This window comes from Nonomuraea sp. NPDC005692, from assembly GCF_040631115.1.
Classification (GTDB): domain Bacteria; phylum Actinomycetota; class Actinomycetes; order Streptosporangiales; family Streptosporangiaceae; genus Nonomuraea.
On the sequence record NZ_JBEXYU010000043.1, the window covers coordinates 52,430 to 74,617 of the forward strand.

The window sequence follows — 22,188 nt, forward strand, 5'->3', positions numbered from 1 at the left end:
GACATCGTTCAAGTGTCGCAACCAGCACTTGAAGGAGCCGAGATGACCGCCCTCACCGTCACCGCCGACCGGACCAAGTTCCTGCGCCTCGCGCTTGTCGCGGACGCCGTCGTCACCGGCGGCAACGGGCTGGTCTACCTGGCCCTGGCCGGCCCCGCGAGCGACCTGCTCGGCCCGGGCGCCGGCCTGCTGCGCGAGATCGGGATCTTCCTCCTCGTGTACGGCGCCGCCGTCGGCCTGCTGGCCTCCCGCCCCACGATCAACCGAGCCGCCGTCAAGGCCGTCATCGGCCTGAACATCGCCTGGACCCTGGGCAGCGTGGTCGCAGTCGTGACCGGCGCGCTCGAGTTCAGCACGCTCGGCGCCGTCTGGGCCATCGCCCAGGCCCTGGTCGTGGGGCTGTTCGCCGAGCTGCAGATCACCGGCCTGCGCAAGGCCCGCCGCTGACACCTCTCCTGAGAACCGTTGAAAGAACTCCTGGCAGAAAGTGAGATCATCATGACCGCCGAACTCGTCGAGCGCTACATCGCCGCCTGGAACGAGACCGACGCCGACGCCCGCGCCAAGGCCGTCGCCGAGCTGTGGACCGAGGACGCGACCTACACCGACCCGATGGCCGACGTGGCCGGGCACGCCGGGATCGCCGCCGTGATCGAGGGCGCGCAGGGCATGTTCCCCGGCCTGGTGTTCACGCCGGGCGAGGTGTTCGACGCCCACCACCACATCGCCCGCTTCACCTGGCACCTCGGCCCGGCCGGCGAGGAGCCCCTGGCCGTCGGCTTCGACGTGGTCGAGCTGGCCGAGGACGGCCGGATCCGCAAGGTCCTCGGCTTCCTCGACAAGGTGCCCGCGGCCTGACGCCCCTCCCGCGAAGGCCCCCGGTTCCCCCCGGGGGCCTTCGCCGCTCCTAAATGATTTGCCCTCATCGCGGACGTGGTCCGACAATCAGACTTCGTGCCCGCATCATTCATGCGCCTGCTCCGTCAGCTGTCACCCGACCTGAGCCCGCTGCGCGACTCCCGCGACTACCGCCTGCTGTTCGGCGCCGGCGTCGTCACCATGTTCGGCACGATGATCACCATGGTGGCGCTGCCGTACCAGATGAAGGAACTGACCGGTTCCTACGTCGCGGTCGGGCTGATGAGCCTTGCGGAGTTCGTGCCGATGGTGGTGTGCGGGTTGTGGGGCGGCGCGATCGCCGACGCGCTCGACCGCCGCCGGATCATCGTGCTGAGCGAGCTGGGCCTGCTGGTCACCACCGCCGCCCTCGTGGTCAACGCGATGCTCCCGCACCCGCAGGTCTGGGTCCTGTACGTGATGGGCGCCCTGTCCACCGGCATCGCCTGCCTGCAGCGTCCGAGCCTGGAGGCGGTGATGCAGCAGGTCGTCCGGCACGACCAGCAGGCCGCGGCGGCGGTGCTGAACAGCCTGCGCTGGAACGTCGGCGCGATCGTCGCCCCGGCACTGGGCGGCCTGCTGCTGGTCCACCTCGGCACGCACGTCGCCTACGCCATCGACACGGCGACCTTCGTGCTCTCCCTGGCGCTGCTGTGGCGCATCAGGTCGCTGCCGCCCGTCGAGGACGCCGCGCCGGCCTCGCTCAGGTCACTGGTCGAGGGCGTGCGGTACGCCACCGGCCGCAGCGACCTCATGGGCACGTACCTGGTGGACATCGCGGCCATGGTGTTCGCGATGTCCAACGCGCTGTTCCCGTTCCTGGCCGACGAGCTGGGCTCGCCCGAGTCGCTCGGCCTGCTGTACTCGGCCGCCGCCGTGGGCGCCCTGGCCGCCTCGGTGACCGGCCGCTGGACGGCCCGCGTCCAGCGGCAGGGCCTCGGCGTGATCGTCGCGGCGGCGCTGTGGGGCGTGGCGATGACGCTGACGGCGCTGGCCCCCAGCGTGTGGCTGGTCTTCCTGTGCATCGCGCTCGCCGGCGCGGCCGACATGATCAGCGGCATCTTCCGCACGACGATGTGGAACCAGACCATCCCGCAGGAGCTGCGCGGGCGGCTGGCGGGCATCGAGCTGCTGTCGTACGCCAGCGGCCCGATGCTGGGCAACGCCCGCGCGAGCCTGATGGCCAACTTCGGCGGCACCCGCTTCTCGCTGGGCGCGGGCGGCCTGCTGTGCGTGGGCGCCGTCCTGGGCCTGGCCGCCGCCCTGCCCAGATTCCGCCGCTACGACGCCAGAACCGACGAACACGCGATCACCGAACGCGCCCGCCGCGCCCAGCAGTCGTCCGACCAGCCCACCCCTGCCTGACCGGCCCGCCCCACACGGCCGTCCCACCGGCGGGGGCGGGCCTACTCCGGCTCGCGCCAGCCTTCGTACCGCTCCACCAGCTCATCCACCTTGCCGAGGGCCTGTTCGTCGAGCCCGTCCACGACGACGAGCCACTGGGCGTCCTCGGCGTCGTCCTCACCGGCGAGCGTCTCCCGTACCACCCGCGGCACCCCGAGCCCCGGGAACCACTCCCCCAGCGTCTCGGCGACCTCCTCGGCATCCCCACGCTCGCCGAACACCAGCAACTGCCTCATGCCCCACATTCTCCCGCGAGTTGAACGCGTGTACGTTCGTTCACCGAGCGTGCACGGAATACATTGGTTAGCGTCGGATCATGACTGCCGAAGCGGTGATCTTCAAGATGGAGTCCTCTTCCTCACTCCCCGACTGGGCCTTCCCCCCGCCGCAGGGCTACGTCGCCGAAGACCTCGATCACATTCCGGATTTGCCTGCGCACACAGAGTTGATTGATGGAAGCTTGGCCTTCGTAAGCCCCCAGCGCGACTTCCATCACACAGTGATCTTCCAGCTCCATCTCCAGCTGCGAGAGGCTGCCCCCGAGGGCTACCGTCTTCGCCAGGAGATGAGCGTGAAACTGGGGCCCAAACAACGGCCTGAACCGGATCTCATCGTGCTAGGCCCCAACGCCGTCATTCAGCAAGACGTCACCTACTTCGACGCCAAAGACGTCCTTCTCGCCGTCGAGGTCGTCTCTCCTGATTCGGTGGTCCGCGACAGGAAGCGCAAGCCCACTCTCTACGCCGAGGCAGGCATCCCTCACTTCTGGCGCATCGAGGAAGCCTCGGGCCTGCCGGTGGTCTACGTCTACGAAATCGACCCGGCCACCAACAGCTATGCCAACACCGGCATCCACCACGACCGGCTCAAGCTGACCGCGCCGTTCGACATCGACATCGACCTCACGACGCTCTACACCACATGACAAAGGGGCCGGTACGGCGATCCGTACCGGCCCCCTCTGGTCGACTCAGGCGCTGCGGAGCTGGGCTCCCACGCGGTCGGCCGCCATCGCCACCGCCGCGTCCCTGGCCGCCGTCGTCTCCTCGACCGTCAACGTACGGCCCGCCGCCCGGAACCGCATCGTGTAGGCGAGCGACTTGTTCCCCTCGCCCACCTGCTCACCCGCGTAGACGTCGAACAGCCGCACCGACTCCAGCAGCTCGCCGGCCCCGTCGCGCAACGCCGCCTCCACGTCGGCCACCGGCGTGAAGTCGGGCACGATCAGCGCCACGTCCTGCGTCGCCACCGGGTACGGGGACACCGGCGGCGCCTGCGCCGGACCCGGCATGCCCGACTCCAGCCGCGACAGCTCCAGCTCCATCGCGGCGGTGCGCGGCGGCAGCCCGTACGCCTCGATGACCCGCGGGTGCAGCTCACCGGCGTGCCCCACCAGCGTGTCGCCCACGTAGAGGGCGGCGCACCGGCCCGGGTGCCAGGGCTCGTGCTGGTCGGCGCTGATGGACAGCTCGACCCGCGACTCGGCGGCGATCAGCCGGGCGGCCTGCACGGCGTCGGCCCACGAGGCCTGCCGGCCGGAGCCCCACCAGCCGGACCGCTCGAACTCCCCGGCCAGCACGACCGCGACCCGCAGCGGCTGGTCGGGCAGCGCCGCCTCGATCGAGGCCAGCTCCTCCTCGGTGGGACGGCGCGAGACGCCGAGCACCGGAGCGACGGCGGGGGCGTTCTCCCGGGGCCGGTAGACCGCGCCCGTCTCGAACAGCGCCACGTCGCCGAAGCCGCGCCCGACGTTGCGGACCAGCGTCTTGAGCAGGCCGGGCAGCAGCGTCGTGCGCATCAGCGGCTCGTCCTCCGACAGCGGGTTGGCCAGGCGCATGGCCCGGCGCCGCGCGTCGTCGGCGGGCAGCTGCAGCCGGTCGAAGTCGTCGGCCCCGATGAACGGGTAGCTGAGCACCTCGACGTAGCCGCCCTCGGCCAGCGCCCGGCCGACCCGCCGGCGCAGCCGCTGCGCCTCGGTCAGCCCGGCGCCCGCCGGAGCGCTGGGCAGCACCGACGGCAGCCGGTCGTAGCCTTCGAGCCGGATGACCTCTTCGGCCAGGTCGTTGGGGTCGGTGAGGTCGGGCCGCCACGACGGCGGGGTGACCGTGATCATGTCGGGGCCGGTGACGGCCAGCCTGGCGGCCAGCTCGCCGCCGGTCACGACGCCGGTCGGGTCGACGCCGCCCTCGCGCACCGCCGGGTCGTCACCGTCGGCCACGAGGCAGCCCACCTGCTCCAGGCGGCCGACGACGACCTCCTTGGAGTACGGGACGCCCGCCACAGCCGACGGATGACCGGCCGGGATCGCGATGCGCGCCGGCGTGACGTCGACCTCGGCGTGCGTCACGCCGGGCTGCACGGTCGCGCCGCCCAGCTCGGCCAGCATGCGCACCGCCCGCCACGAGGCGACCAGCGGCAGCTCGCGGTCGACGCCGCGCTCGAACCGCTTGGACGCCTCCGAGACCAGCCCGTGCCGGCGCGACTCGCGCGAGATGCCGGTGGCCGAGAAGTGGGCGGCCTCGATGACGATGTCGGTCGAGCCGTCGGAGATCTCGGTCTCCAGGCCGCCCATCGTGCCCGCCATGGAGATCGGGCCCGACTGGTCGGTGATGAGGATGTCGTCGGGGTCGAGCTCGCGCACGACGTGGTCGAGCGTCTCCAGCCGCTCGCCCGCCCGGGCCCGCCGTACGACGATCTCGCCGGTCAGCTTCGACCGGTCGAAGGCGTGCAGCGGCTGGCCCAGCTCCAGCATCAGGTAGTTGGTGATGTCGACGGCCAGCGACACCGGGCGCATGCCGGACCGGCTCAGCCGCACCCGCATCCACAGCGGGCTCTGGGCGGCCGGGTCGAAGCCGCGCACCTCGCGCAGCACGAACCGGTCGCAGGCCGTCGGGTCGCCGATGGAGGCCGGCCAGGACGGCTCGGTCTCGGCGGGCACCTCGACGTCGGCCGGGTCGCGGAAGGCCACGCCGAACGCGGTGGCCACCTCGCGGGCCACGCCGCGGACGGACAGCGCGTAGCCGATGTCGGGCGTGATCTCCAGCTCGATCACGTCGTCGCGCAGGCCGAGCAGCTCGACCACGTCGGTGCCGATGGGCGTGCCGGCGGGCAGCACCATGATGCCGTTGTGGTCGTCGCCGAGGCCCAGCTCACGCTCGGAGCAGATCATGCCCTCGGACATGCGCCCGTACGTCTTGCGCGCGCCCACCTCGAACCCGCCCGGCAGCACGCCGCCGGGCAGCACGACGGGAACGCGGTCGCCGGCGACGAAGTTCGTGGCGCCGCAGACGATCTCGCGCGGCGTCGCCTCGCCCACCTCGACCTTGCAGTGCCTGATCGGCTTCTTGAAGCCGGTGAGCTCCTCGATCTCCAGCACCTCGCCGACGACGACGTTCTTGACGTCGTGGCCGTAGGAGGTGATGGCCTCGAGCTTGAGCCCGGCCATGGTGAGCCTGTCGGCCACCTCGTGCGCGGTGGCCGCCGGGAGGTCGACGTACTCCCGCAGCCAGGAGAGCGGGACCTTCATCAGATCTCCATTCCGAACGGGAGCGTGAAGCGCACGTCCCCCTCGATCATGTCTCGCATGTCTTCGGCGTTGTGGCGGAACATCAGCGTGCGCTCGATCCCCATGCCGAACGCGAACCCGGAGTAGCGCGAGGGGTCGACGCCGCAGGCGATGAGCACCCGCGGGTTGACCATGCCGCAGCCGCCCCACTCGATCCAGCCCTCGGACTTGCAGGTGCGGCACGGCGGGTTGCCGGGGATCGCCGAGGCGCCGCGGCAGACGAAGCACTTCAGGTCCATCTCGGCGGACGGCTCGGTGAAGGGGAAGTAGTTCGGCCGGAACCGGGTGGTGATGCCCTCGCCGAACATGACCTCGGCGAACCTGTCGAGCGTGCCCTTGAGATGGGCCATGGTCAGGCCCTCGTCGACGGCCAGCCCCTCGGTCTGGTGGAAGACCGGGGTGTGCGTGGCGTCGAGCTCGTCGGTGCGGAACGTCTTGCCCGGCGAGATCACGTAGACCGGCAGCTCGCGCTGGAGCAGCGCGCGGATCTGCACCGGCGAGGTCTGGGTGCGCAGCACCATGCCCGACTCGGTGGAGTCCACGAAGAACGTGTCGTGCTCGGAGCGGGCGGGGTGGTCGGTGGCGATGTTGAGCGCGTCGAAGTTGAACCACTCGCCTTCGAGCTCGGGGCCCTCGGCGACCTCGTAGCCCATGGCGACGAACGCGTCGGCGATGCGCTCCTGCAACGTGGTCAGCGGGTGGCGGGCGCCGCGCGGCCGCCGGTCCCAGGGCAGGGTGACGTCGACGGTCTCCTCGACGAGCACCCGGGCGTCGCGCTCGGCCTCCAGCTCGGCCTGGCGGGCGGCCAGCGCCTCGTTGATCGCTCTGCGGGCGCCGCCGACGCGCTTGCCGGCCTCGGCGCGGGCGGCCGGCGGCAGGGCGCCGATCTCGCGGTTGGCCAGGGCGATGGGCGAGCGGTCGCCCGCGTGCGCCAGCCTGGCCTGCTTGAGTGCGTCGAGGCTGTCGGCCGCCTTGATCGCCGTGAGGGCGTCGGCCTCCATGCGGGACAGCTCGTCGGCGTGCAACGGCGTCACCTCGACGGGGTCGTAGTCAGACAAGAGTGAGCTCCGTATCCAGGGCTTGAGCGGAAATGAGTCTAGTGGGGCCCGCCCACCGGACCGACTTCGACGGGCGCCAAGCCGCTCGGGGCTTCAGACCGTGGCGAAGTCGGGTGTGCCGGTGGGCACGGTAAATCGGAACTCCGCGCCGCCCTCGGGCGCGCGCTGCACGGTGATCGTGCCACCGTGCGCCTCGACCAGGCCCTTCACGATGAACAGGCCGAGCCCGGTGCCGCCGCGCCTGCGGCTGTTGCCGCCCCGCCAGAACTGCCGGAAGACGCGCGGAGCCAGCTCGGGCTCGATGCCCTCGCCCTCGTCGCGCACCGACACGGCCACTCCCCATCCGACGGACTCGATCTCGATCGTCACGGTGCCACGCCCGTGGCGCACCGCGTTCTCCACCAGATTACCCAGAATCTGGTCGATCTTGTCCTGGTCGAGCCACATCTCCGGCAGGCGGTCGCCGACGATCAGGCGGTAGCGGTCTTCCGAGTCGCCCGCCGCGACCCGGCCGGCGACCAGCCGGTGCGCCCTGGCCGGCAGGTCGACGACCTGGCGGCGCACCTCCAGCCGCCCGGACTCGATGCGCGAGACGTCGAGCAGCTCGGTGATGAGCCGGGTGACGCGGTCGGCGTCGTTGTTGACGGTCTCCAGCATGACGCGCTTCTGCTCGTCGGTGAAGCGCGTCCACTTGGCCAGCAGGGTGGCGGTGAAGCCCTTGACGCTGGTCAGCGGCGAGCGCAGCTCGTGGGCCACGGTGGAGACCAGGTCGGCGCGGCTGCGCTCCAGGCGGGCGCGGGCGCCGCCGTCGCGCAGGGTGATCGTCACCCGCTCGACCTCGCCACCGCGCTCGGGCTCGCGCACCAGCCGGGCCGCGACGTAGAGCTCCTGGCCGCCCGGCAGGTGCAGCGGCCGCTCGGGGACCCTGGTCCTGGTACGCAGCCCGCCCTCGGGATCGAGCGCCTTCCACCACTCGCGCCCGTCGTGGTCGCGGAAGGGGAAGACCTCGTTCATCTCCCGGCCCACGGCGCGCTCCATGGCGACCCGGGTGAGCCGGGCGGCGGCCCGGTTGACGGCCAGCACGCACCCATATCGGTCGGTCACGATAAGGCCGTCGGGGAGGTCGTCGATGGAGATCGTGCACGCGGCGGCCACGACTCGCCCGTCGGTTTCTGCGCCGTGCACGACCTCGCCTCCTCCGCCTACAACGCCGACAATAGCGGGTTTCCGGCCGCCTAGGGCACTCGCTGAGCCCTGGCGGAGGAGTAAAGGCACACGGCCGCTGCGGTGGCCAGGTTGAGACTTTCAGCCTGTCCGTAGATGGGCACTCTGACCACATCGTCCGCCTCGGCGCGTATCTCCTCCGGCAGTCCCCATGCCTCGTTCCCGAAGATCCACACAGTCGGTCCGGAAAGATCCACGTCGTCGAGCGTGTGCTTGCCCGCGCCGTCGGCCGCCAGCACGCGCATGCCCCGCTCCCTCAGTTGACGCACGGCGGCGGCGACCGGTGCACCGATGACGACCGGCAGATGAAACAAACTGCCCGCGCTGGCGCGTACGCACTTGCCGTTGTAGGGGTCGACGGAGGCGTCGGTGAAGATCACCGCGTCCGCCCCGGCGGCGTCGGCCGCCCGCATGACGGTGCCGGCGTTGCCCGGATCGCGTACGTGCGCCAGCATCGCGACCAGCTTCGGCTCCCCGGCCAGCGCCTCCTCCAGCGGCACGTGCACGAGCCGGCACACCGCCAGCAGCCCCTGCGGGGTCACGGTCTGGGACAGCTCCGACATGACCTCGCCGCTGGCCCGGTGGACGGGCACCCCCTGCAGCGTGGCCTGGGTGATGAGCTCGGCGTGCCGCAGCTCGGCCTCGGCCGTGGTGAACAGCTCCAGCGTCACCCCGTCGAGTTTGAGCGCCTCGCGCACCGCCTGCGGCCCCTCGGCCAGGAACCTGCGGTCCTGCTCCCGGAAGGCGCGCTTGGTGAGCCTGCGTGCGGCCTTCACCCTCGGCGACTTCACGTTGGTCAGCTCGGACCCGGCCATGCTCTCCCCCTGATCGTGCGTGGATACAGCAAAAGGGCCCACCGTGACGGTGGGCCCTCTGTGTCTGAAGGCGACCTCAGCTCGCGGTGGCCGGAGCGTTCACGTTCGCCGGGAGCGCCTTCTTGGCGGCCTCGACGAGCGTGGCGAAGGTCGGGCCGTCGTTGACCGCGAGGTCAGCGAGGATCTTGCGGTCGACCTCGATGTTGGCCAGACGCAGGCCCTGGATCAGGCGGTTGTAGGTGATGCCGTTGGCGCGGGCAGCGGCGTTGATCCGCTGGATCCACAGACGGCGGAACGCACCCTTACGGTCCTTGCGGTCCCGGTAGGCGTACGTCATCGAGTGGAGCATCTGCTCCTTGGCCTTGCGGTACAGCCGCGACCGCTGGCCACGGTAACCGCTCGCCCTGTCGAGGACGACCTTGCGCTTCTTCTTGGCGTTGAGCGCCCGCTTCACGCGTGCCATGTTTCTTCTCCCCGGGGGTTCGCGCTACTTGGCGAGCAGCTTCTTGATCTTCTTGGTGTCTGCCGGCGAAACGACGACTTCACCCTTGAGACGACGCGTCAGCGTGGACGACTTCCACTCGTTGTAGTGCGCGCGGCTGGCGCGGCGGCGCTTGAGCTTGCCGGTGCCGGTGAGCCGGAACCGCTTCTTCGCACCGCTGTGCGTCTTCATCTTCGGCATGTCGCCGTCTCTCCTCAATTCGGTCGTGCCGGTGGCCGGGCCGGTGCTGGCCGGCCCGGTCGCGGCTTGTTCGTCTGCCGGTGGCTGCCGGGGCGCGTGGTGTAAGGCTAACCCCAGCCGCAGGTCACGCTTCCTGTACGGAAGGTTCCGCTTCCGGTACGGAAGACTCCTCTTCCGACGCGGAAGGCTCCTCGCCACGCTGCGCCTTGGCGGCAGCCTTTTCGGCCTTGGCCTCGGCCTTCTTCTTGTGCGGACCGATCACCATGATCATGTTACGGCCGTCCTGCTTGGGCTGGGACTCCACGAACCCGAGCTCCTGGACGTCCTCGGCCAGCCGCTGCAGCAGCCGGAAGCCGAGCTCCGGCCGGGACTGCTCACGCCCGCGGAACATGATCGTGACTTTGACCTTGTCCCCCGCCTTGAGGAACCGCACCACGTGACCCTTCTTGGTCTCGTAGTCGTGCGGGTCGATCTTCGGCCGGAGCTTGATCTCCTTGATGATCGTGTGCGCCTGATTCTTGCGCGCCTCGCGCGCCTTCATCGCGGACTCGTACTTGAACTTGCCGTAGTCCATGAGCTTGCACACGGGCGGTCGAGCCGTGGCCGCGACCTCGACGAGGTCGAGGTCGGCCTCCTGGGCGAGCTTCAGCGCGTCGTGAATGCTGACGATGCCGACCTGCTCGCCGTTCGGGCCCACGAGGCGAACCTCGGGAACTCGGATACGCTCGTTGATGCGGGGCTCAGTGCTGATGGGGCCTCCTAGGTTTGCGATCCCTACGTGCTCGTCGTGGCGGGGGCCTTCCGCGCCGAAGACGCGAAAAACCCCGCACGTCGCGCATGCGGGGCCACTGAGCTCTGTGGCTTCGTGGCCTCGAGCTCCCCGGAGAGTCCGGCGTGATCCTGGACCCGGCCACCTTTCGGCGACTCGGGTGGGAGGGAGACCTCCGCTTGCGCGTCCAGCAAGGCATGCCGGACCGATCAGAGAGCTACATTACCACAACCACGCACGCGCCTCGAATCATCCCGACGGCGCGGGCAATCGCCGGGTAGATCACTGCGGACGGGCCGCGGACCGCCGGGCGATCTCGGCCTCGCCCGCCGCGCGCATGGCCTCGACCGGCACGTCCACGCGGCCGGTCATCAGCTCCACCTGGCGCGCCGCCTGGTGGAGGAGCATCGCGAAGCCGCCGACCACCGTGCCGCCCGCGTCGCGGACCGCCATGGCCGCCTTGGTGGGCCAGGGGGCGTAGACCACGTCGAACAGCGCCGGCACGCGGGCCAGCCGCCCGGCGAAGGCATCGGCGGCCCCCGCGGGCAGCGTGGAGACCACCAGGTCCACCCCCGTGTACGCGTCGAGCTTGTCCAACGTCTCCACCGCCAGCGCCACGCCCAGCCGTTCGGCCACCTCGGCGGTCTCCCCCGCCCTGGCCGGGTCGCGGACCAGCAGCGTGGCCGCGAACAGCCCCAGGTTGCGCAGGGCCGCCAGCGCGGAGGCGGCCGTGGCGCCGCCGCCCAGGACGGTCGCCGACCGCGGCGCGGGCACACCCGCCTCGGCCAGCGCCTGCTCGATGCCGTGGACGTCGGTGTTGTGGCCGTGGCGCAGGCCGTCGGCGAAGACCACGGTGTTGGCCCCGCCCACCTCGACGGCCAGATCGGAGACGGTGTCGAGGAGCGGCAGCACGGCGCGCTTGAGCGGCATCGTCAGCGACAGCCCCGCCCACGCGCGCTCGCCGTCGCCCTCTTCACCACCGCCCTGCTCACCGCCGCGCTGTCCGCGCACGGGGGTCAGCCCGGCGAGCAGGCCGGGCAGCCGCGCCTCGTCGCACTCGATCGCCTCGTAGCTCCACCCGTCGAGCCCCATCGCCGCGTAGGCGGCCCTGTGCAGGTGGGGCGAGAGCGAATGCCCGATCGGCGAGCCCATGACCGCAGCCCGCATCGACACTCCTTCCGGAAACACGGTCCCTACTCCTACCACGCCGCAGGGGGCCGCCGGTCGTCGGACGGCCCCCTGGCGGCGGAGGTCAGCCGCCGTTCCGCTTGTACTCGGCCAGCAGCGCCTGGCGTTCGGCCTCGGTGGTGGCGAACTTGGTGACGCTGCTGTTGGGGTCGGTGGCGACGAAGTAGAGCCAGTCGCCCTTGGCCGGGTTGAGCGCCGCCTCGATGGCGTGCTGGCCGGGGTTCGAGATCGGGCCCGGCGGCAGGCCGAGGTACATGTACGTGTTGTACCGGCTCTTGGTCTTCGTCTCGGCGATGGTGGCGGCGGTGCGGTACTTGTTGAGTGCGTACATGACCGTGCTGTCCATCTCCAGCTTCATCTCCGGGTCGCGGTCGAGCCGGTTGTAGATGACCCGGGAGATCTTGGGCATGTCCTCGAACCGGCCGGCCTCGGCCTGGATGATGCTGGCGATGACCACGATGTCCTGCGGCTTGCGGCCCAGGGCCTTGGCGCCGCCTTCGAGGTCGACCTCCTCGGCCGTCTGGTTGAACCGCTTGACCATCGCGCCCAGGATCTGGGACGGGGTGACGTTGGGCGGGAAGTCGTAGGTGGCCGGGAAGGCGTAGCCCTCCAGCTTGCCCTTGGCGTACGACGGCAGGTCGAGGTCGGCGGTGTCCTTGGCCGCGGCCGCGAACCCCTTGGCCGGCTTGCCCGTCGCCTTGGCCAGCGTGGACAGCGTGTCGGACAGGCGCAGGCCCTCCTTGACCGCCACCTTGGCCAGCAGCTTGTTCTCGGGGCTCAGCATCGCCACCGCGCCGGCCGCCGACATCTTCTTGCGCATCTTGTACTGGCCGGGCTGGAGCGACCCGCTCTTGCCGGCGTTGCCGATGGCGGTGCTGAACGCCCTGGCACTGGCCACGACGCCGAGGCGCACCAGTTCCTCGGCCACCTCCGACGCGCTCTGGCCGTCCTTGATCTCGACGATCACCTCGCCGGTGCCCTGACCGGTGTAGTCGTCGGGCACGAGGGCGTCGCTGACCCACAGGTAGCCGTAGTAGCCGCCGCCGCCGATGATGCCCGCCAGCACGACGAAGGCGAGCAACGGCGCGACGAAGCCGCCCCGGTTACGGCGTCGGCGCCGCCGGCGGCTGCCGCCGCGCTTGCCGGAGCCACGGGTACGGCGCCGGGACCGACCCTCGTCGTCCTCGGTGCCGAGCAGGGAGTTCAGATCGAGATCGCTCATAGATGCGCTGGCCAATCTCCCGGTACGGCCCGTTCGGCGTCAAGCGGTTGTGCCGAACCGGCGGAGCTCACCGGGCGAAACGGGGGGATCCGCCGGGCATGCTCCCACGACCAGCGGAGATCACTCTGGGTAGCCATGCTAGGGGATGGGAAGAGGGCGCATGACCCGGTATGGGGCTTTTGCGCGGGCACAGGGGGGGTCCCGCCGAACATCAGTCCGTCCCGAGGTTCTTGTTCAACTCTTCCCGGTATCTCACGAACTCGCTCTCTTTGTTGGTGAATTTGGTGATTCTATGCGCCGGATCCGTCGTCACAAACCAGTGCCAATCACCCGCGGCTGGGTTCAGCGCCGCCAGCAGCGCCTTCTCACCAGGATTGGCGATGGGCCCCGGCGGCAGTCCGCGGCGGTGGTAGGTGTTGTAGGGCGAGTTCACCTTGGTGTCGCTCTCCGTGACCTTCAGTGACCGACGGTTCTGCGCGTAGAGCACCGTGGTGTCCAGCTCCAGCGGCGTATTGCTCCTGAGTCTGTTGTAGATCACTCTGGCGATCTTGGGGTAATCGGCGTCGGTGCCGCCCTCCGCCTGCACGAGGCTGGCGACCGTGAGCGCCTCCAGCGGCGTCAGGCCGAGCCGGCGGGCCCCCTCCGCCAGGTGGATCTGCCGGGCGGCCACGCCCCACCGCTCCACCATGGCGGCCAGCACGTCCACCGCCTTGTCGCCTGGCTCGACGTCGTAGGTGGCCGGGAACAGGAAACCCTCGATCCCGGGCGCGTACGAGGGCAGCCCGAGCAGGCTCTTGTCCACGCTCTGCAGCTCCTTCAGCGGCAGCGCGGCCAGCTGCGCGACGCGCCGCAGCACCTCGCCCGCGCGCAGCCCCTCCGGCACCGCCACCCGCCTGACCAGCCGGGAGGCGGGCGCGAGCAGCAGGTCGAGCGCCGCGCCGGCGGCCATGCCCTTGCGCAGCCGGTAGTGGCCGGGACGCAACCGGTTGGCCACGGCCCGCTCCTGGGCCGCGTTCACGAACGAACGTGAGCTGGCCACCACGCCGGCGTCGGCCAGCGCCGTGCCGATGTCCTCGGCGTTCGCCCCTGGCGGGATGCGGACGGTGACCGTCCCGCTGCCCACGCCCTCGAAGTCCTCGGGGCTCAGGTACGGCCTGACCACCATGAGCACGCCCGCGCCCGCCGCGACCAGGGCGGCGACCAGCGCGGCGGAGATCAGCCCCGCCTTGCCCAGGGCCCGGCCACGGCGCGACGACCGGCTGCTCCCGGCAGACTCCTCGGCCATCGGGTGCGATCTGCCATCGGCGGAACCCTCGCCCACCGGATGCGGCGTGCTCCCGGCAGGGTCCTCACCTGCCATCCGCGGGCCGCTCCCAGCAGGGTCCTCACCCACCGGCCATGGGCTGCTCCCAGCGGGGTTCTCACCCACCGGCCATGGGCTGCTTCCGGCAGGGTTCTCACCCACCGGCCGCGGGCTGCTCCCGGCAGGGTCCTCGCCCACCGGCCACTGGCTGCTCCCGGCGTGCTCCTCGGCCGCCGGAAGCGGCAGTGTCTCCTGCTCGGAGTCCGTCCGCCGGAACGGGATGACCTCGTCGCCGTCGTCGTCGGGGGTGGTGTTCACGCGGCCACCTCGCCGGTCGTACGCCCGGCGGGCGGCATCGGAGCCTGCGCACGGGCCATGCCCTTGTGGCGGGCCCCGTCGCGGGCCTCGCGGTGCCGCCCGGTCATGAGGCAGGTCCGTCGGCCGCCGCGGGGGGCGGTTCGACGGGCCTGCCTGGTGGTCTGTCTGTGGCGCGTTCGGAGTCGAGGGCGTCCTGGAGAAGGACGACGGCGGCCGCCTGGTCGACGACCCCGCGCTGCTTCTTGGCGCTGACGCCGCTGGCCCGCAGCCCGTGCTGGGCCGCGACCGTGGTGAGCCGTTCGTCGAACAGCCGCACGGGCGTGGGAGCCAGCCGGCCGGCCAGCTCGGCGGCGAACGCGCGGGCCAGCCCGGCCGCCTGCCCCTCACGCCCGGACAGCGACGTGGGCAACCCCACGATCACCTCGATCGCCTCGTGCTCGGCGACGATCTCGGCGAGGCGGTCGAGGTCGCCCTTGCCCCGGCGCACGGTCTCGACCGGCGTGGCCAGCGTCCCGCTGGGATCGCTGCGCGCCACGCCGATGCGTACGGAACCGACGTCGACGCCGATCCGCGAACCGAACCTCATGTCATCCGATCTGCTCGCCGATGGCCTGTTCGACCAGGCCGAGCGCGTCGCCGATCGCCTCGGGCCGCGTACCGCCGCCCTGCGCGACATCGTCCTTGCCGCCACCGCCACCCCCAAGAGCCTTGGCGGCGACGCCGACCAGCCTTCCGGCCTTGAGCCCCCGCTCGCGCCCCGCCTCGTTGACCGCGGCGACCACCACGGGCCGGTCGGAGGGGGCGCCGGCGATCACCACGACCGCCGGCCGGTCGGCCGGGAATCTGCCACGCACATCAAGCGCGAGCTTACGCAGGTCGTCGGCGCCGGTGCCATCAGGCGCGCGGTGTGTCACCACGGAGACTCCGTGCAGGTCACGGGCCTGGGACGCCAGCTCGCCGGCCACCTGGAGCACCTGCGCCGAGCGGACCTTCTCCAGCTCCTTCTCGGCGGTGCGCAGGCGGGTGACGATGCCCTCGATGCGCTCGGGCAGCTCCTCGCGGCGCGCCTTGAGCTGCTCGGACAGCTGGGCCACCAGCACGCTCTCGCGGGCCAGGAAGCGGAAGGCGTCGATGCCGACCAGCGCCTCGACGCGACGCACGCCCGCGCCGACCGACTGCTCGCCCAGCACCTTGACCAGGCCGAGCTGCCCGGAGCTGTGGACGTGGGTGCCGCCGCACAGCTCGCGCGAGTAGTCGCCGATCTCGACCACGCGGACCTCGTCGCCGTACTTCTCGCCGAACATCGCCAGCGCGCCCATCGCCCTGGCCTCGGCCTGGGAGGTGTAGAACGCGTTGACCTTGAGGTCGTTGATCAGCACCGCGTTGACCTCGTCCTCGACGTCGCGCAGCACGCTGGCCGGGACGGCGCCCGCCGCGGTGAAGTCGAAGCGGAAGCGGCCCGGGGAGTTCTCCGAGCCCGCCTGCGCGGCCGTCTCGCCCAGCGCGTTCTTGAAGCCGCGGTGGACCAGGTGGGTGGCGCTGTGGCTGCGCGAGATCGCCCGGCGGCGCTCGACGTCGATCTCGGCCTGCGCCTCGTCGCCGGCCTTCAGCTCACCGCTGCGGACCTTGCCGCGGTGGACGATCAGGCCCTTGAGCGGCGACTGCACGTCGATGATCTCGACCTCGGCGCCCGCCGTGCGGATGACGCCCTGGTCGGCGAGCTGGCCGCCGCCCTCGGCGTAGAACGGGGTGCGGCCGAGCACGATCTCGACGGTCGTGCCCGCGCCGGCCGCCGGCACGCTGACGCCGTCGACCAGGATGCCGACGACGGAGGTCTCGGCCTCGGTCTCGTCGTAGCCCAGGAAGTCGATCTTGCCGGCCTTCTCCAGCAGGTGGCCGAAGACGGAGATGTCGGCGTTGCCGGTCTTCTTGGCCGCCGCGTCGGCCTTGGCGTTCTGCCGCTGCTCCTTCATGAGGCGGCGGAAGCCCTCTTCGTCGACCTTGAGCCCCTGCTCGGCCGCCATCTCCAGGGTCAGGTCGATCGGGAAGCCGTAGGTGTCGTGCAGCTTGAACGCCTGGTCGCCCGAGAGCGTCGTGCCCGACTTGCGCTTGGTCTCCTCGACGGCCACGTCGAAGATCGCGGTGCCGGTGCGGAGGGTGCCGAGGAAGGACGCCTCCTCCGCGTCGATGATCCCGTGGATCTGCGGCGCGTCGACCTTGAGCTCGGGGTACTGCTCGCCCATCACGTTGATCGCGACGTCGGTCAGCTCGTGCATGTAGCGCTCGTCGCCGGAGCCGAGCAGGCGCAGGTTGCGCACCGAGCGGCGCAGGATGCGGCGCAGCACGTAGCCGCGGCCCTCGTTGCCGGGCATGACGCCGTCGGCGACCAGCATGGTGCCGGTGCGCACGTGGTCGGCGATCACGCGCAGACTCACGTCGGCGCGGTGGTCGCGGCCGTAGCGGGTCTTGGTGAGCTCGGCCGCCTTGTCGAGGATCTTGTAGGTGGTGTCGATCTCGTAGAGGTTGTCGACGCCCTGCAGGATCGTCGCCATGCGCTCGAGGCCCATGCCGGTGTCGATGTTCTTGGCCGGCAACTCGCCGGAGATGTCGAAGTCGACCTTGGTACGGACCTGGCTGAGCTGGTACTGCATGAAGACGAGGTTCCAGACCTCGAGGTAGCGGTCCTCGTCGGCGACGGGGCCGCCCTCCTTGCCGTACTCGGGGCCGCGGTCGTAGTAGATCTCCGAGCAGGGGCCGCCGGGGCCGGGCACGCCCATGTGCCAGTAGTTGTCCTCCAGGCCGCGGCGCTGGATGCGGCTCTCGGGCACGCCGACCTTGTTGCGCCAGATGTCGTAGGCCTCGTCGTCCTCAAGGTAGACGGTGGCCCACAGCCGCTCCTCGGGGAAGCCGAAGCCGCCGTCGGACTCGGACCTGGTGAGCAGCTCCCACGCGAACGGGATCACTTCGGACTTGAAGTAGTCGCCGAAGGAGAAGTTGCCGAGCATCTGGAAGAAGGTGGCGTGCCGGGTGGTCTTGCCGACCTCTTCGATGTCGGGCGTGCGCACACACTTCTGCGCGGTGGCCAGCCGTGACGCCGGAGGCTTGCGCTGCCCCAGGAAGTACGGCTTGAACGGCACCATACCGGCAGGAACCAGGAGTAGCGTGGGGTCCTCAGCGATCAGGCTGGCCGAGGGCACGACCTTGTGCCCACGCTCCTCGAAGAAGCGCAGGAAGCGGCGGGCTATCTCTGCCGACTCCATTGTGGCCATCCTTTGCTGGTAGTCAGTTGTCGATTTCAGCGTTGTCGAGCCCGAAGCGCGCCCGCAACTGAGTTTCGCGCTCGGCGGCCTCGCCGAGCGCGTCAGAGGTAAAGTCTCTCACCCGCGCGAGCATCCCCGCCGCGCCGTCGGCGGTGCGCCGCACGACGTGGGTCGGGTGCAGCGCCTGCAGCCTGCGCATCACCCAGAAGGCGAGGAACGCGCCGAGCGAGAGGTAGAACAGCCGTCTGATCACCGGGACCGCCTCACCCGGGCGGGCCTGCGGGCCTCGATGGCGCGCCGCACGCCGTAGCCGAGCGACGACACCTTGATCAACGGGCCCGTGAAGATGGTCTGCGTCACCGCGCTGAGCTTGGCGGCGTGCGCGCTGACCTGCTTGACGTCCTGGGCGATGGCCTCGACGGCGACGAGTTGCCTGTTGGTCTCGTTGACCGTGACGCTCACGTCGTCGAGCAGCGGCACCAGGCGGTTGTTCAGGTCGGAGACCGCCTTGGTGGTCTCGGTGAGCAGCCTGGCGAGCTTGACGAGCACCATGGCGAGAACGCAGACCAGGACAATCCAGCCCGTGGCCGCGATCAGGCCGGCGACCTCTCCAGCGGTAAGCATCCGCTCATCTCCCTCGTACGCTGGGCCGGAACGGCAAGAACCCTATCGCGTCCCGGCGACAACGTTAGTGAGGAAAACGGGCCGGATCCGGCGGCGAGGCCACCTGCGGACACTTCGTTGACCGATCACATGCCGCTCCGACCAGGCATTCCACCGCCCGGCCCGCCTCCTGTCACGCCTCGGGGACGCGGGCGAAGGCGCGTACGGGAACCCGCCCGACGCCCTCCAGGAACGGCGGCGCGGCCGTGAACAGGGCGCCGGTGGGCGGCAGCCGGTCGAGCCCGGCCAGCCGCTCCACGACCGGCACGCCCCCCGCCAGCAGCACGGCGAGAGCCGCCGAACCACCGACCGCGTCGGCGTCGGTGCCGACCAGGGACGCGCCCTGCCCGGCCAGCCACGCGGCGGCCTCAGGGGTGAGACTCCGCCCGTCACGCGCGCCGGTGTGCAGCAGCACCGCCCTGCCGCGCACGTCGAAGGCGGCCAGCGCCCCCACGCCGACCTCCCGCGCCTCCGCTCCCGCCACGCGCACCACCACGGCGGGCAGCTCGGCGGTGCGGGCCAGGGGCAGGCCGGTCAGGTCGCCGCCGGGCGCCACCAGGTACGTGCCGCCGTCGGCGGGCGGGCGGGCCAGCTCGACCAGCGCTCCCCCGGCCGCCGGCGCGGCCTGCGCGGCACGGTCGGAAGGCCCTCCCCTGGTGCCCTTGTGCGGCTCGGCGAAGATCTCGACGTTGTCGAGCTCGACGCCGTCGGTCATCAGCAGGCCGAGCGAGGCCACGAACAGCGCGGCGATCTCGTCCTCGGTGGCGTCGGGACCGGGCAGGTCGACGCGGAAGCCGTGGACGGCGAGGTCGCCGCCGTTGCCGAAGGTGATGCGGGCGTCGAAGCTCGCGCGATGGTCGGTCATGATGGCGATCAATCTAGCGTGCGGGCAGGGCTCAGGAACCGCGCAGGAAGTCGCGGATCCGGGCCCAGCGGTCGGCCACCGGAGCCTCGGCGCCGTGCCTGGTGGGCTCGTAGTAGCGGCGGTCGCGCACCTGCTCGGGCGCGTAGTCCTGGCGCACCAGGCCGTGGTCGAAGTCGTGGGGGTACTTGTACCCGTCGCCGTGGCCGAGCTTGGCCGCGCCCGGGTAGTGGGCGTCGCGCAGGTGGCCGGGGACCTGGCCGATCAGCCCCTTGCGGACGTCGCCGACCGCCGCGCCGATGGCCTTGACGACCGCGTTGGACTTGGGCGCCATCGCGCAGTGGATGACGGCGTGGGCCAGGTTGATCTGCCCCTCGGGCAGCCCGATGAGCTGCACGGCCTGGGCCACGGCCACCGCCGTCTGCAGGCAGGTGGGGTCGGCCATGCCGACGTCCTCGGAGGCGAAGATGACGATGCGGCGGGCGATGAAGCGCGGGTCCTCGCCGGCCTCGATCATGCGGGCGAGGTAGTGGAGCGCGGCGTCGGCGTCGGAGCCGCGCATCGACTTGATGAACGCGCTGATCACGTCGTAGTGCTGGTCGCCCTGGCGGTCGTAGCGCACGGCCGCCTTGTCGGCGGCCTTCTCCACCACCTCGGCGGTGATGTCGTCGGCCAGCAGGGCGGCGGCCTCCAGGTAGGTCAGCGACCTGCGCGCGTCGCCGCCGGCCAGGCGCACCAGGTGGTCGAGGGCCTCGGGCGCGAGCCGGGGCCGCCCGCCCAGGCCGCGCGGCTCGGCCACCGCGCGCTCCAGGACCGCGCGCACGTCGTCGTCGGACAGCGACTCCAGCGTGAGCAGCAGCGAGCGCGACAACAGCGGCGAGATGACCGAGAAGGACGGATTTTCAGTGGTGGCGCCGATGAAGGTGACCCAGCGGTTCTCCACCGCCGGCAGCAGCGCGTCCTGCTGGGCCTTGTTGAAGCGGTGGACCTCGTCGACGAACAGCACGGTCTGCCGGCCGCTCATGCCCAGCTCGCGGCGGGCGTTGTCGATGGCGGCGCGGACGTCCTTGATGCCGGCCGAGACGGCGGAGATCTCGACGAAGCGGCGCTTGGTGACGTTGGAGACGACGTAGGCCAGGGTCGTCTTGCCGGTGCCGGGCGGGCCCCACAGGAACAGCGACATGGGGGCCTCGCTCTCGACCAGCCGCCGCAGCGGGGTGCCGGGGCCCAGCAGATGCCGCTGGCCGATCACCTCGTCGAGGGTGCGCGGGCGCATCCGCACCGCGAGGGGTTGCGGGGTGGCCTCCTCAGCCGCCGAATCGAACAGGCTATCCACAACGCGAGATTACACGCCGGTCAGAACCGCCGCGGCCCACACGGCCCTGGCCCCGGTGTCGCCCGCCCGGAAGCAGAAGTAGCCCGCCACGGCGGCCAGGACGACCGTCAGCGCCGACAGGACCAGCGTGACGGGCCTGCCGAACCGGTCGGAGGTGAGCGAGCCGCGGGCGGGGGTGGTGGCGTACACCAGCGCCAGGCAGGCGGCGGCGAGCCCGGCGGCCGACAGCAGCAGCGGGGTCGCGTAGCCCTCGTGGACGGCGACGCGCGCGCCGAGCGGGCCGTCCACGTCGGCGAAGCGGGCCCGTTTGAGGCTCTCCCCGCTCTCCTTGGCCGCGAGGACCGCCGCGGGGGCGGCCACGGCCAGCAGCACCACCGCCCAGGCCGTCACGGCCCGTACGCGAGGCGCCAGCGCGTACGCCCCGCCCACGAGGACGAGCAGCGGCGTCAGCACCACGGCGAGGTGCACGATCAGCGGATGGGCCGGCAGGCCGAGGATCTGGTCGAACACGGTCACTCCTTGGAGGGGCTCACCTGAACTACGTATCCGTCCGCGAGAAGGTTCTCTCCTCACTTGCCCCACTCTGCGGCTTCCGCCACTTACGCCCGGCACATATCGGAGGCCGGTAGCATTCGCGGAGTTGTTTGGTCATGTGTCGGCAAAGATGAAGGAGACAACCGGTGAGCGGCGACGACCGCCAGAGCGAGCTGGCCCGGGAGCACAAGGAGCGGCAGGCGAGGCGCGCGGCCGAGCAGACCGCCAAAGCCAGGCGGAACACCTTCATCGGCGCGGGCGTGGCCGTCGTCGTGGTGGCGGGCGGCATCTTCGCCGCGACCAACCTGATGGGCGACGACAAGAAGACGGTCGCGGCGGAGAGCACGCCCTCGCCCTCGGCCAGCACCAGCTCTCCCGCGCCGACCGCGCTGCCGAGCACCACGCCGCCGAGGAAGGCGGGCAAGGTGTCGTGCACGTACAAGCGTGACGAATCCGCGCCCAACAAGTTCGTCGGCCTGCCGGGCAAGCGGCCCAACCTCAAGCTCAAGACGATGACCGTGAGCACCAACCACGGCGACATCGTGATCGACGTCGACGCGAACGCGACCCCGTGCTCGGTCAACTCGATGGCGTTCCTGGCCAAGAAGGGCTTCTACGACAACACCAAGTGCCACCGGCTGGTGACGCCGGAGACGGCCGGCCTGTACCTGCTGCAGTGCGGCGACCCGCAGGCCAAGGCCGACGGCAGGAACCCGACCGACGGGCAGGGCACGGCCGGTTACGTGTTCGGCGACGAGGCCGTCGGCATGTCCTACACCAAGGGCGTGGTCTTCCTGACCCAGCCCGACGGCGCTGCGGGGCAGAACAGCAGCCAGTTCGCCATCTCGCTGTCGGACGAGAACGGCCAGCTGGAGCCGCAGTACTCGGTGCTCGGCATGGTGCGCTCGGGCCTGGAGATCATCGAGAAGGTCGCCAAGGACGGCGTCATCGTCAACGGCGACGACATCGTGGGCGACGGCGGCTCGACCGCGCCGAAGAACCCGATCATCATCAAGCGCGTCACCGTGCGGTAGCACCCGCGACGACGACGGCGGGGCGGCCCCCCCCGCGCCTTCGGGGGCCCGCCC

The 22,188-nt window shown here is 71.1% G+C and carries 23 protein-coding genes; 5 read left to right on the forward strand and 18 right to left on the reverse strand.

Annotated elements, in window-relative coordinates; genetic code table 11:
- Window positions 1–42 precede the first annotated feature (42 nt).
- From ABZ459_RS47210 to ABZ459_RS47220, 3 genes are all read left to right on the forward strand, one after another.
- On the forward strand, window positions 43–447 hold the full coding sequence (locus tag ABZ459_RS47210; RefSeq protein WP_357986132.1) for a hypothetical protein: 405 nt from the start codon (window positions 43–45) through the stop codon (window positions 445–447).
- Between the two features lie 51 nt (window positions 448–498).
- On the forward strand, window positions 499–858 hold the full coding sequence (locus ABZ459_RS47215) for a nuclear transport factor 2 family protein (protein ID WP_357986135.1): 360 nt from the start codon (window positions 499–501) through the stop codon (window positions 856–858).
- Between the two features lie 96 nt (window positions 859–954).
- On the forward strand, window positions 955–2,262 hold the full coding sequence (locus ABZ459_RS47220; protein WP_357986138.1) for an MFS transporter: 1,308 nt from the start codon (window positions 955–957) through the stop codon (window positions 2,260–2,262).
- A 41-nt stretch (window positions 2,263–2,303) separates the two neighbouring features.
- On the opposite strand, the gene ABZ459_RS47225 is transcribed toward ABZ459_RS47220, so the two are convergent.
- Window positions 2,304–2,537: a hypothetical protein gene (locus tag ABZ459_RS47225; RefSeq protein WP_357986141.1), complete on the reverse strand. Its 234-nt coding sequence runs from the start codon at window positions 2,535–2,537 to the stop codon at window positions 2,304–2,306.
- Window positions 2,538–2,617: 80 nt separating this feature from the next.
- Between ABZ459_RS47225 and ABZ459_RS47230 the strand changes: the two genes are divergently transcribed.
- On the forward strand, window positions 2,618–3,226 hold the full coding sequence (locus ABZ459_RS47230; RefSeq protein ID WP_357986144.1) for a Uma2 family endonuclease: 609 nt from the start codon (window positions 2,618–2,620) through the stop codon (window positions 3,224–3,226).
- A gap of 45 nt (window positions 3,227–3,271) precedes the next feature.
- On the opposite strand, the gene ABZ459_RS47235 is transcribed toward ABZ459_RS47230, so the two are convergent.
- The 17 genes from ABZ459_RS47235 to ABZ459_RS47315 all read right to left on the reverse strand — a co-directional run bounded on the left by ABZ459_RS47235 (window position 3,272) and on the right by ABZ459_RS47315 (window position 21,076).
- The gene (locus tag ABZ459_RS47235; protein WP_357986147.1) at window positions 3,272–5,827 is read right to left on the reverse strand and encodes a phenylalanine--tRNA ligase subunit beta; all 2,556 of its coding nucleotides are present in this window, start codon (window positions 5,825–5,827) and stop codon (window positions 3,272–3,274) included.
- Window positions 5,827–6,867, reverse strand: a complete 1,041-nt coding sequence (gene pheS, locus ABZ459_RS47240; protein ID WP_357986191.1) for a phenylalanine--tRNA ligase subunit alpha — start codon at window positions 6,865–6,867, stop codon at window positions 5,827–5,829. The genes ABZ459_RS47235 and pheS overlap by 1 nt, the downstream gene beginning before the upstream one ends.
- A gap of 150 nt (window positions 6,868–7,017) precedes the next feature.
- Window positions 7,018–8,109, reverse strand: coding sequence for an ATP-binding protein (locus ABZ459_RS47245; RefSeq protein ID WP_357986150.1), 1,092 nt, complete (start codon window positions 8,107–8,109; stop codon window positions 7,018–7,020).
- Between the two features lie 50 nt (window positions 8,110–8,159).
- A complete protein-coding gene (locus tag ABZ459_RS47250; protein WP_357986153.1) occupies window positions 8,160–8,963 on the reverse strand; it encodes an RNA methyltransferase in 804 nt (267 codons plus the stop codon).
- A gap of 76 nt (window positions 8,964–9,039) precedes the next feature.
- The gene (rplT, locus tag ABZ459_RS47255) at window positions 9,040–9,426 is read right to left on the reverse strand and encodes a 50S ribosomal protein L20 (RefSeq protein ID WP_357986156.1); all 387 of its coding nucleotides are present in this window, start codon (window positions 9,424–9,426) and stop codon (window positions 9,040–9,042) included.
- A 24-nt stretch (window positions 9,427–9,450) separates the two neighbouring features.
- Window positions 9,451–9,645 carry a 50S ribosomal protein L35 gene (gene rpmI / locus ABZ459_RS47260; RefSeq protein ID WP_125635662.1) on the reverse strand — a complete coding sequence of 65 codons (195 nt, stop codon included), beginning with the start codon at window positions 9,643–9,645 and terminating at the stop codon, window positions 9,451–9,453.
- A 124-nt stretch (window positions 9,646–9,769) separates the two neighbouring features.
- The gene (gene infC, locus ABZ459_RS47265; RefSeq protein WP_357986194.1) at window positions 9,770–10,396 is read right to left on the reverse strand and encodes a translation initiation factor IF-3; all 627 of its coding nucleotides are present in this window, start codon (window positions 10,394–10,396) and stop codon (window positions 9,770–9,772) included.
- A 300-nt stretch (window positions 10,397–10,696) separates the two neighbouring features.
- Window positions 10,697–11,581 (reverse strand): shikimate dehydrogenase, encoded by an 885-nt coding sequence (locus ABZ459_RS47270; protein WP_357986159.1) that lies wholly within the window; start codon window positions 11,579–11,581, stop codon window positions 10,697–10,699.
- 85 nt (window positions 11,582–11,666) lie between these two features.
- A complete protein-coding gene (mltG, locus tag ABZ459_RS47275) occupies window positions 11,667–12,824 on the reverse strand; it encodes an endolytic transglycosylase MltG (protein ID WP_357986162.1) in 1,158 nt (385 codons plus the stop codon).
- Window positions 12,825–13,035: 211 nt separating this feature from the next.
- Entirely contained in the window at window positions 13,036–14,109 is a 1,074-nt protein-coding gene (mltG, locus tag ABZ459_RS47280) for an endolytic transglycosylase MltG (protein WP_357986165.1), read from the reverse strand.
- Window positions 14,110–14,548: 439 nt separating this feature from the next.
- Window positions 14,549–15,031, reverse strand: coding sequence for a Holliday junction resolvase RuvX (gene ruvX, locus ABZ459_RS47285; protein ID WP_357986168.1), 483 nt, complete (start codon window positions 15,029–15,031; stop codon window positions 14,549–14,551).
- 1 nt (window position 15,032) lies between these two features.
- Complete coding sequence (gene alaS / locus ABZ459_RS47290) at window positions 15,033–17,705, reverse strand: alanine--tRNA ligase (RefSeq protein ID WP_357986170.1); 2,673 nt, start codon at window positions 17,703–17,705, stop codon at window positions 15,033–15,035.
- Window positions 17,706–17,727: 22 nt separating this feature from the next.
- Window positions 17,728–17,958 carry a hypothetical protein gene (locus ABZ459_RS47295; RefSeq protein WP_352327836.1) on the reverse strand — a complete coding sequence of 77 codons (231 nt, stop codon included), beginning with the start codon at window positions 17,956–17,958 and terminating at the stop codon, window positions 17,728–17,730.
- A complete protein-coding gene (locus ABZ459_RS47300; protein WP_352327837.1) occupies window positions 17,955–18,329 on the reverse strand; it encodes a DUF948 domain-containing protein in 375 nt (124 codons plus the stop codon). Before ABZ459_RS47300 ends, ABZ459_RS47295 begins: the two co-directional genes overlap by 4 nt.
- A gap of 172 nt (window positions 18,330–18,501) precedes the next feature.
- Window positions 18,502–19,233 (reverse strand): cyclase family protein, encoded by a 732-nt coding sequence (locus ABZ459_RS47305; protein WP_357986173.1) that lies wholly within the window; start codon window positions 19,231–19,233, stop codon window positions 18,502–18,504.
- 31 nt (window positions 19,234–19,264) lie between these two features.
- Window positions 19,265–20,566 (reverse strand): replication-associated recombination protein A, encoded by a 1,302-nt coding sequence (locus ABZ459_RS47310; protein ID WP_357986176.1) that lies wholly within the window; start codon window positions 20,564–20,566, stop codon window positions 19,265–19,267.
- A gap of 9 nt (window positions 20,567–20,575) precedes the next feature.
- Complete coding sequence (locus tag ABZ459_RS47315; protein ID WP_357986179.1) at window positions 20,576–21,076, reverse strand: hypothetical protein; 501 nt, start codon at window positions 21,074–21,076, stop codon at window positions 20,576–20,578.
- 170 nt (window positions 21,077–21,246) lie between these two features.
- Here ABZ459_RS47315 and ABZ459_RS47320 point away from each other — a divergent pair, with 170 nt between their 5' ends.
- On the forward strand, window positions 21,247–22,134 hold the full coding sequence (locus ABZ459_RS47320; RefSeq protein WP_357986182.1) for a peptidylprolyl isomerase: 888 nt from the start codon (window positions 21,247–21,249) through the stop codon (window positions 22,132–22,134).
- Window positions 22,135–22,188: the final 54 nt, after the last annotated feature.

What these genes read in the sequence shown, in the direction of transcription:
- ABZ459_RS47210 (WP_357986132.1), top strand. Translation starts at nt 43, where the DNA reads ATGACCGCCCTCACCGTCACCGCCGACCGGACCAAGTTCCTGCGCCTC.
- ABZ459_RS47215 (WP_357986135.1), top strand. Translation starts at nt 499, where the DNA reads ATGACCGCCGAACTCGTCGAGCGCTACATCGCCGCCTGGAACGAGACC.
- ABZ459_RS47225 (WP_357986141.1), bottom strand. Translation starts at nt 2,537, where the DNA reads ATGAGGCAGTTGCTGGTGTTCGGCGAGCGTGGGGATGCCGAGGAGGTC.
- ABZ459_RS47230 (WP_357986144.1), top strand. Translation starts at nt 2,618, where the DNA reads ATGACTGCCGAAGCGGTGATCTTCAAGATGGAGTCCTCTTCCTCACTC.
- ABZ459_RS47235 (WP_357986147.1), bottom strand. Translation starts at nt 5,827, where the DNA reads ATGAAGGTCCCGCTCTCCTGGCTGCGGGAGTACGTCGACCTCCCGGCG.
- pheS (WP_357986191.1), bottom strand. Translation starts at nt 6,867, where the DNA reads ATGGAGGCCGACGCCCTCACGGCGATCAAGGCGGCCGACAGCCTCGAC.
- ABZ459_RS47250 (WP_357986153.1), bottom strand. Translation starts at nt 8,963, where the DNA reads ATGGCCGGGTCCGAGCTGACCAACGTGAAGTCGCCGAGGGTGAAGGCC.
- rplT (WP_357986156.1), bottom strand. Translation starts at nt 9,426, where the DNA reads ATGGCACGCGTGAAGCGGGCGCTCAACGCCAAGAAGAAGCGCAAGGTC.
- rpmI (WP_125635662.1), bottom strand. Translation starts at nt 9,645, where the DNA reads ATGCCGAAGATGAAGACGCACAGCGGTGCGAAGAAGCGGTTCCGGCTC.
- ABZ459_RS47270 (WP_357986159.1), bottom strand. Translation starts at nt 11,581, where the DNA reads ATGCGGGCTGCGGTCATGGGCTCGCCGATCGGGCATTCGCTCTCGCCC.
- mltG (WP_357986162.1), bottom strand. Translation starts at nt 12,824, where the DNA reads ATGAGCGATCTCGATCTGAACTCCCTGCTCGGCACCGAGGACGACGAG.
- mltG (WP_357986165.1), bottom strand. Translation starts at nt 14,109, where the DNA reads ATGGCCGAGGAGTCTGCCGGGAGCAGCCGGTCGTCGCGCCGTGGCCGG.
- ruvX (WP_357986168.1), bottom strand. Translation starts at nt 15,031, where the DNA reads ATGAGGTTCGGTTCGCGGATCGGCGTCGACGTCGGTTCCGTACGCATC.
- alaS (WP_357986170.1), bottom strand. Translation starts at nt 17,705, where the DNA reads ATGGAGTCGGCAGAGATAGCCCGCCGCTTCCTGCGCTTCTTCGAGGAG.
- ABZ459_RS47300 (WP_352327837.1), bottom strand. Translation starts at nt 18,329, where the DNA reads ATGCTTACCGCTGGAGAGGTCGCCGGCCTGATCGCGGCCACGGGCTGG.
- ABZ459_RS47305 (WP_357986173.1), bottom strand. Translation starts at nt 19,233, where the DNA reads ATGACCGACCATCGCGCGAGCTTCGACGCCCGCATCACCTTCGGCAAC.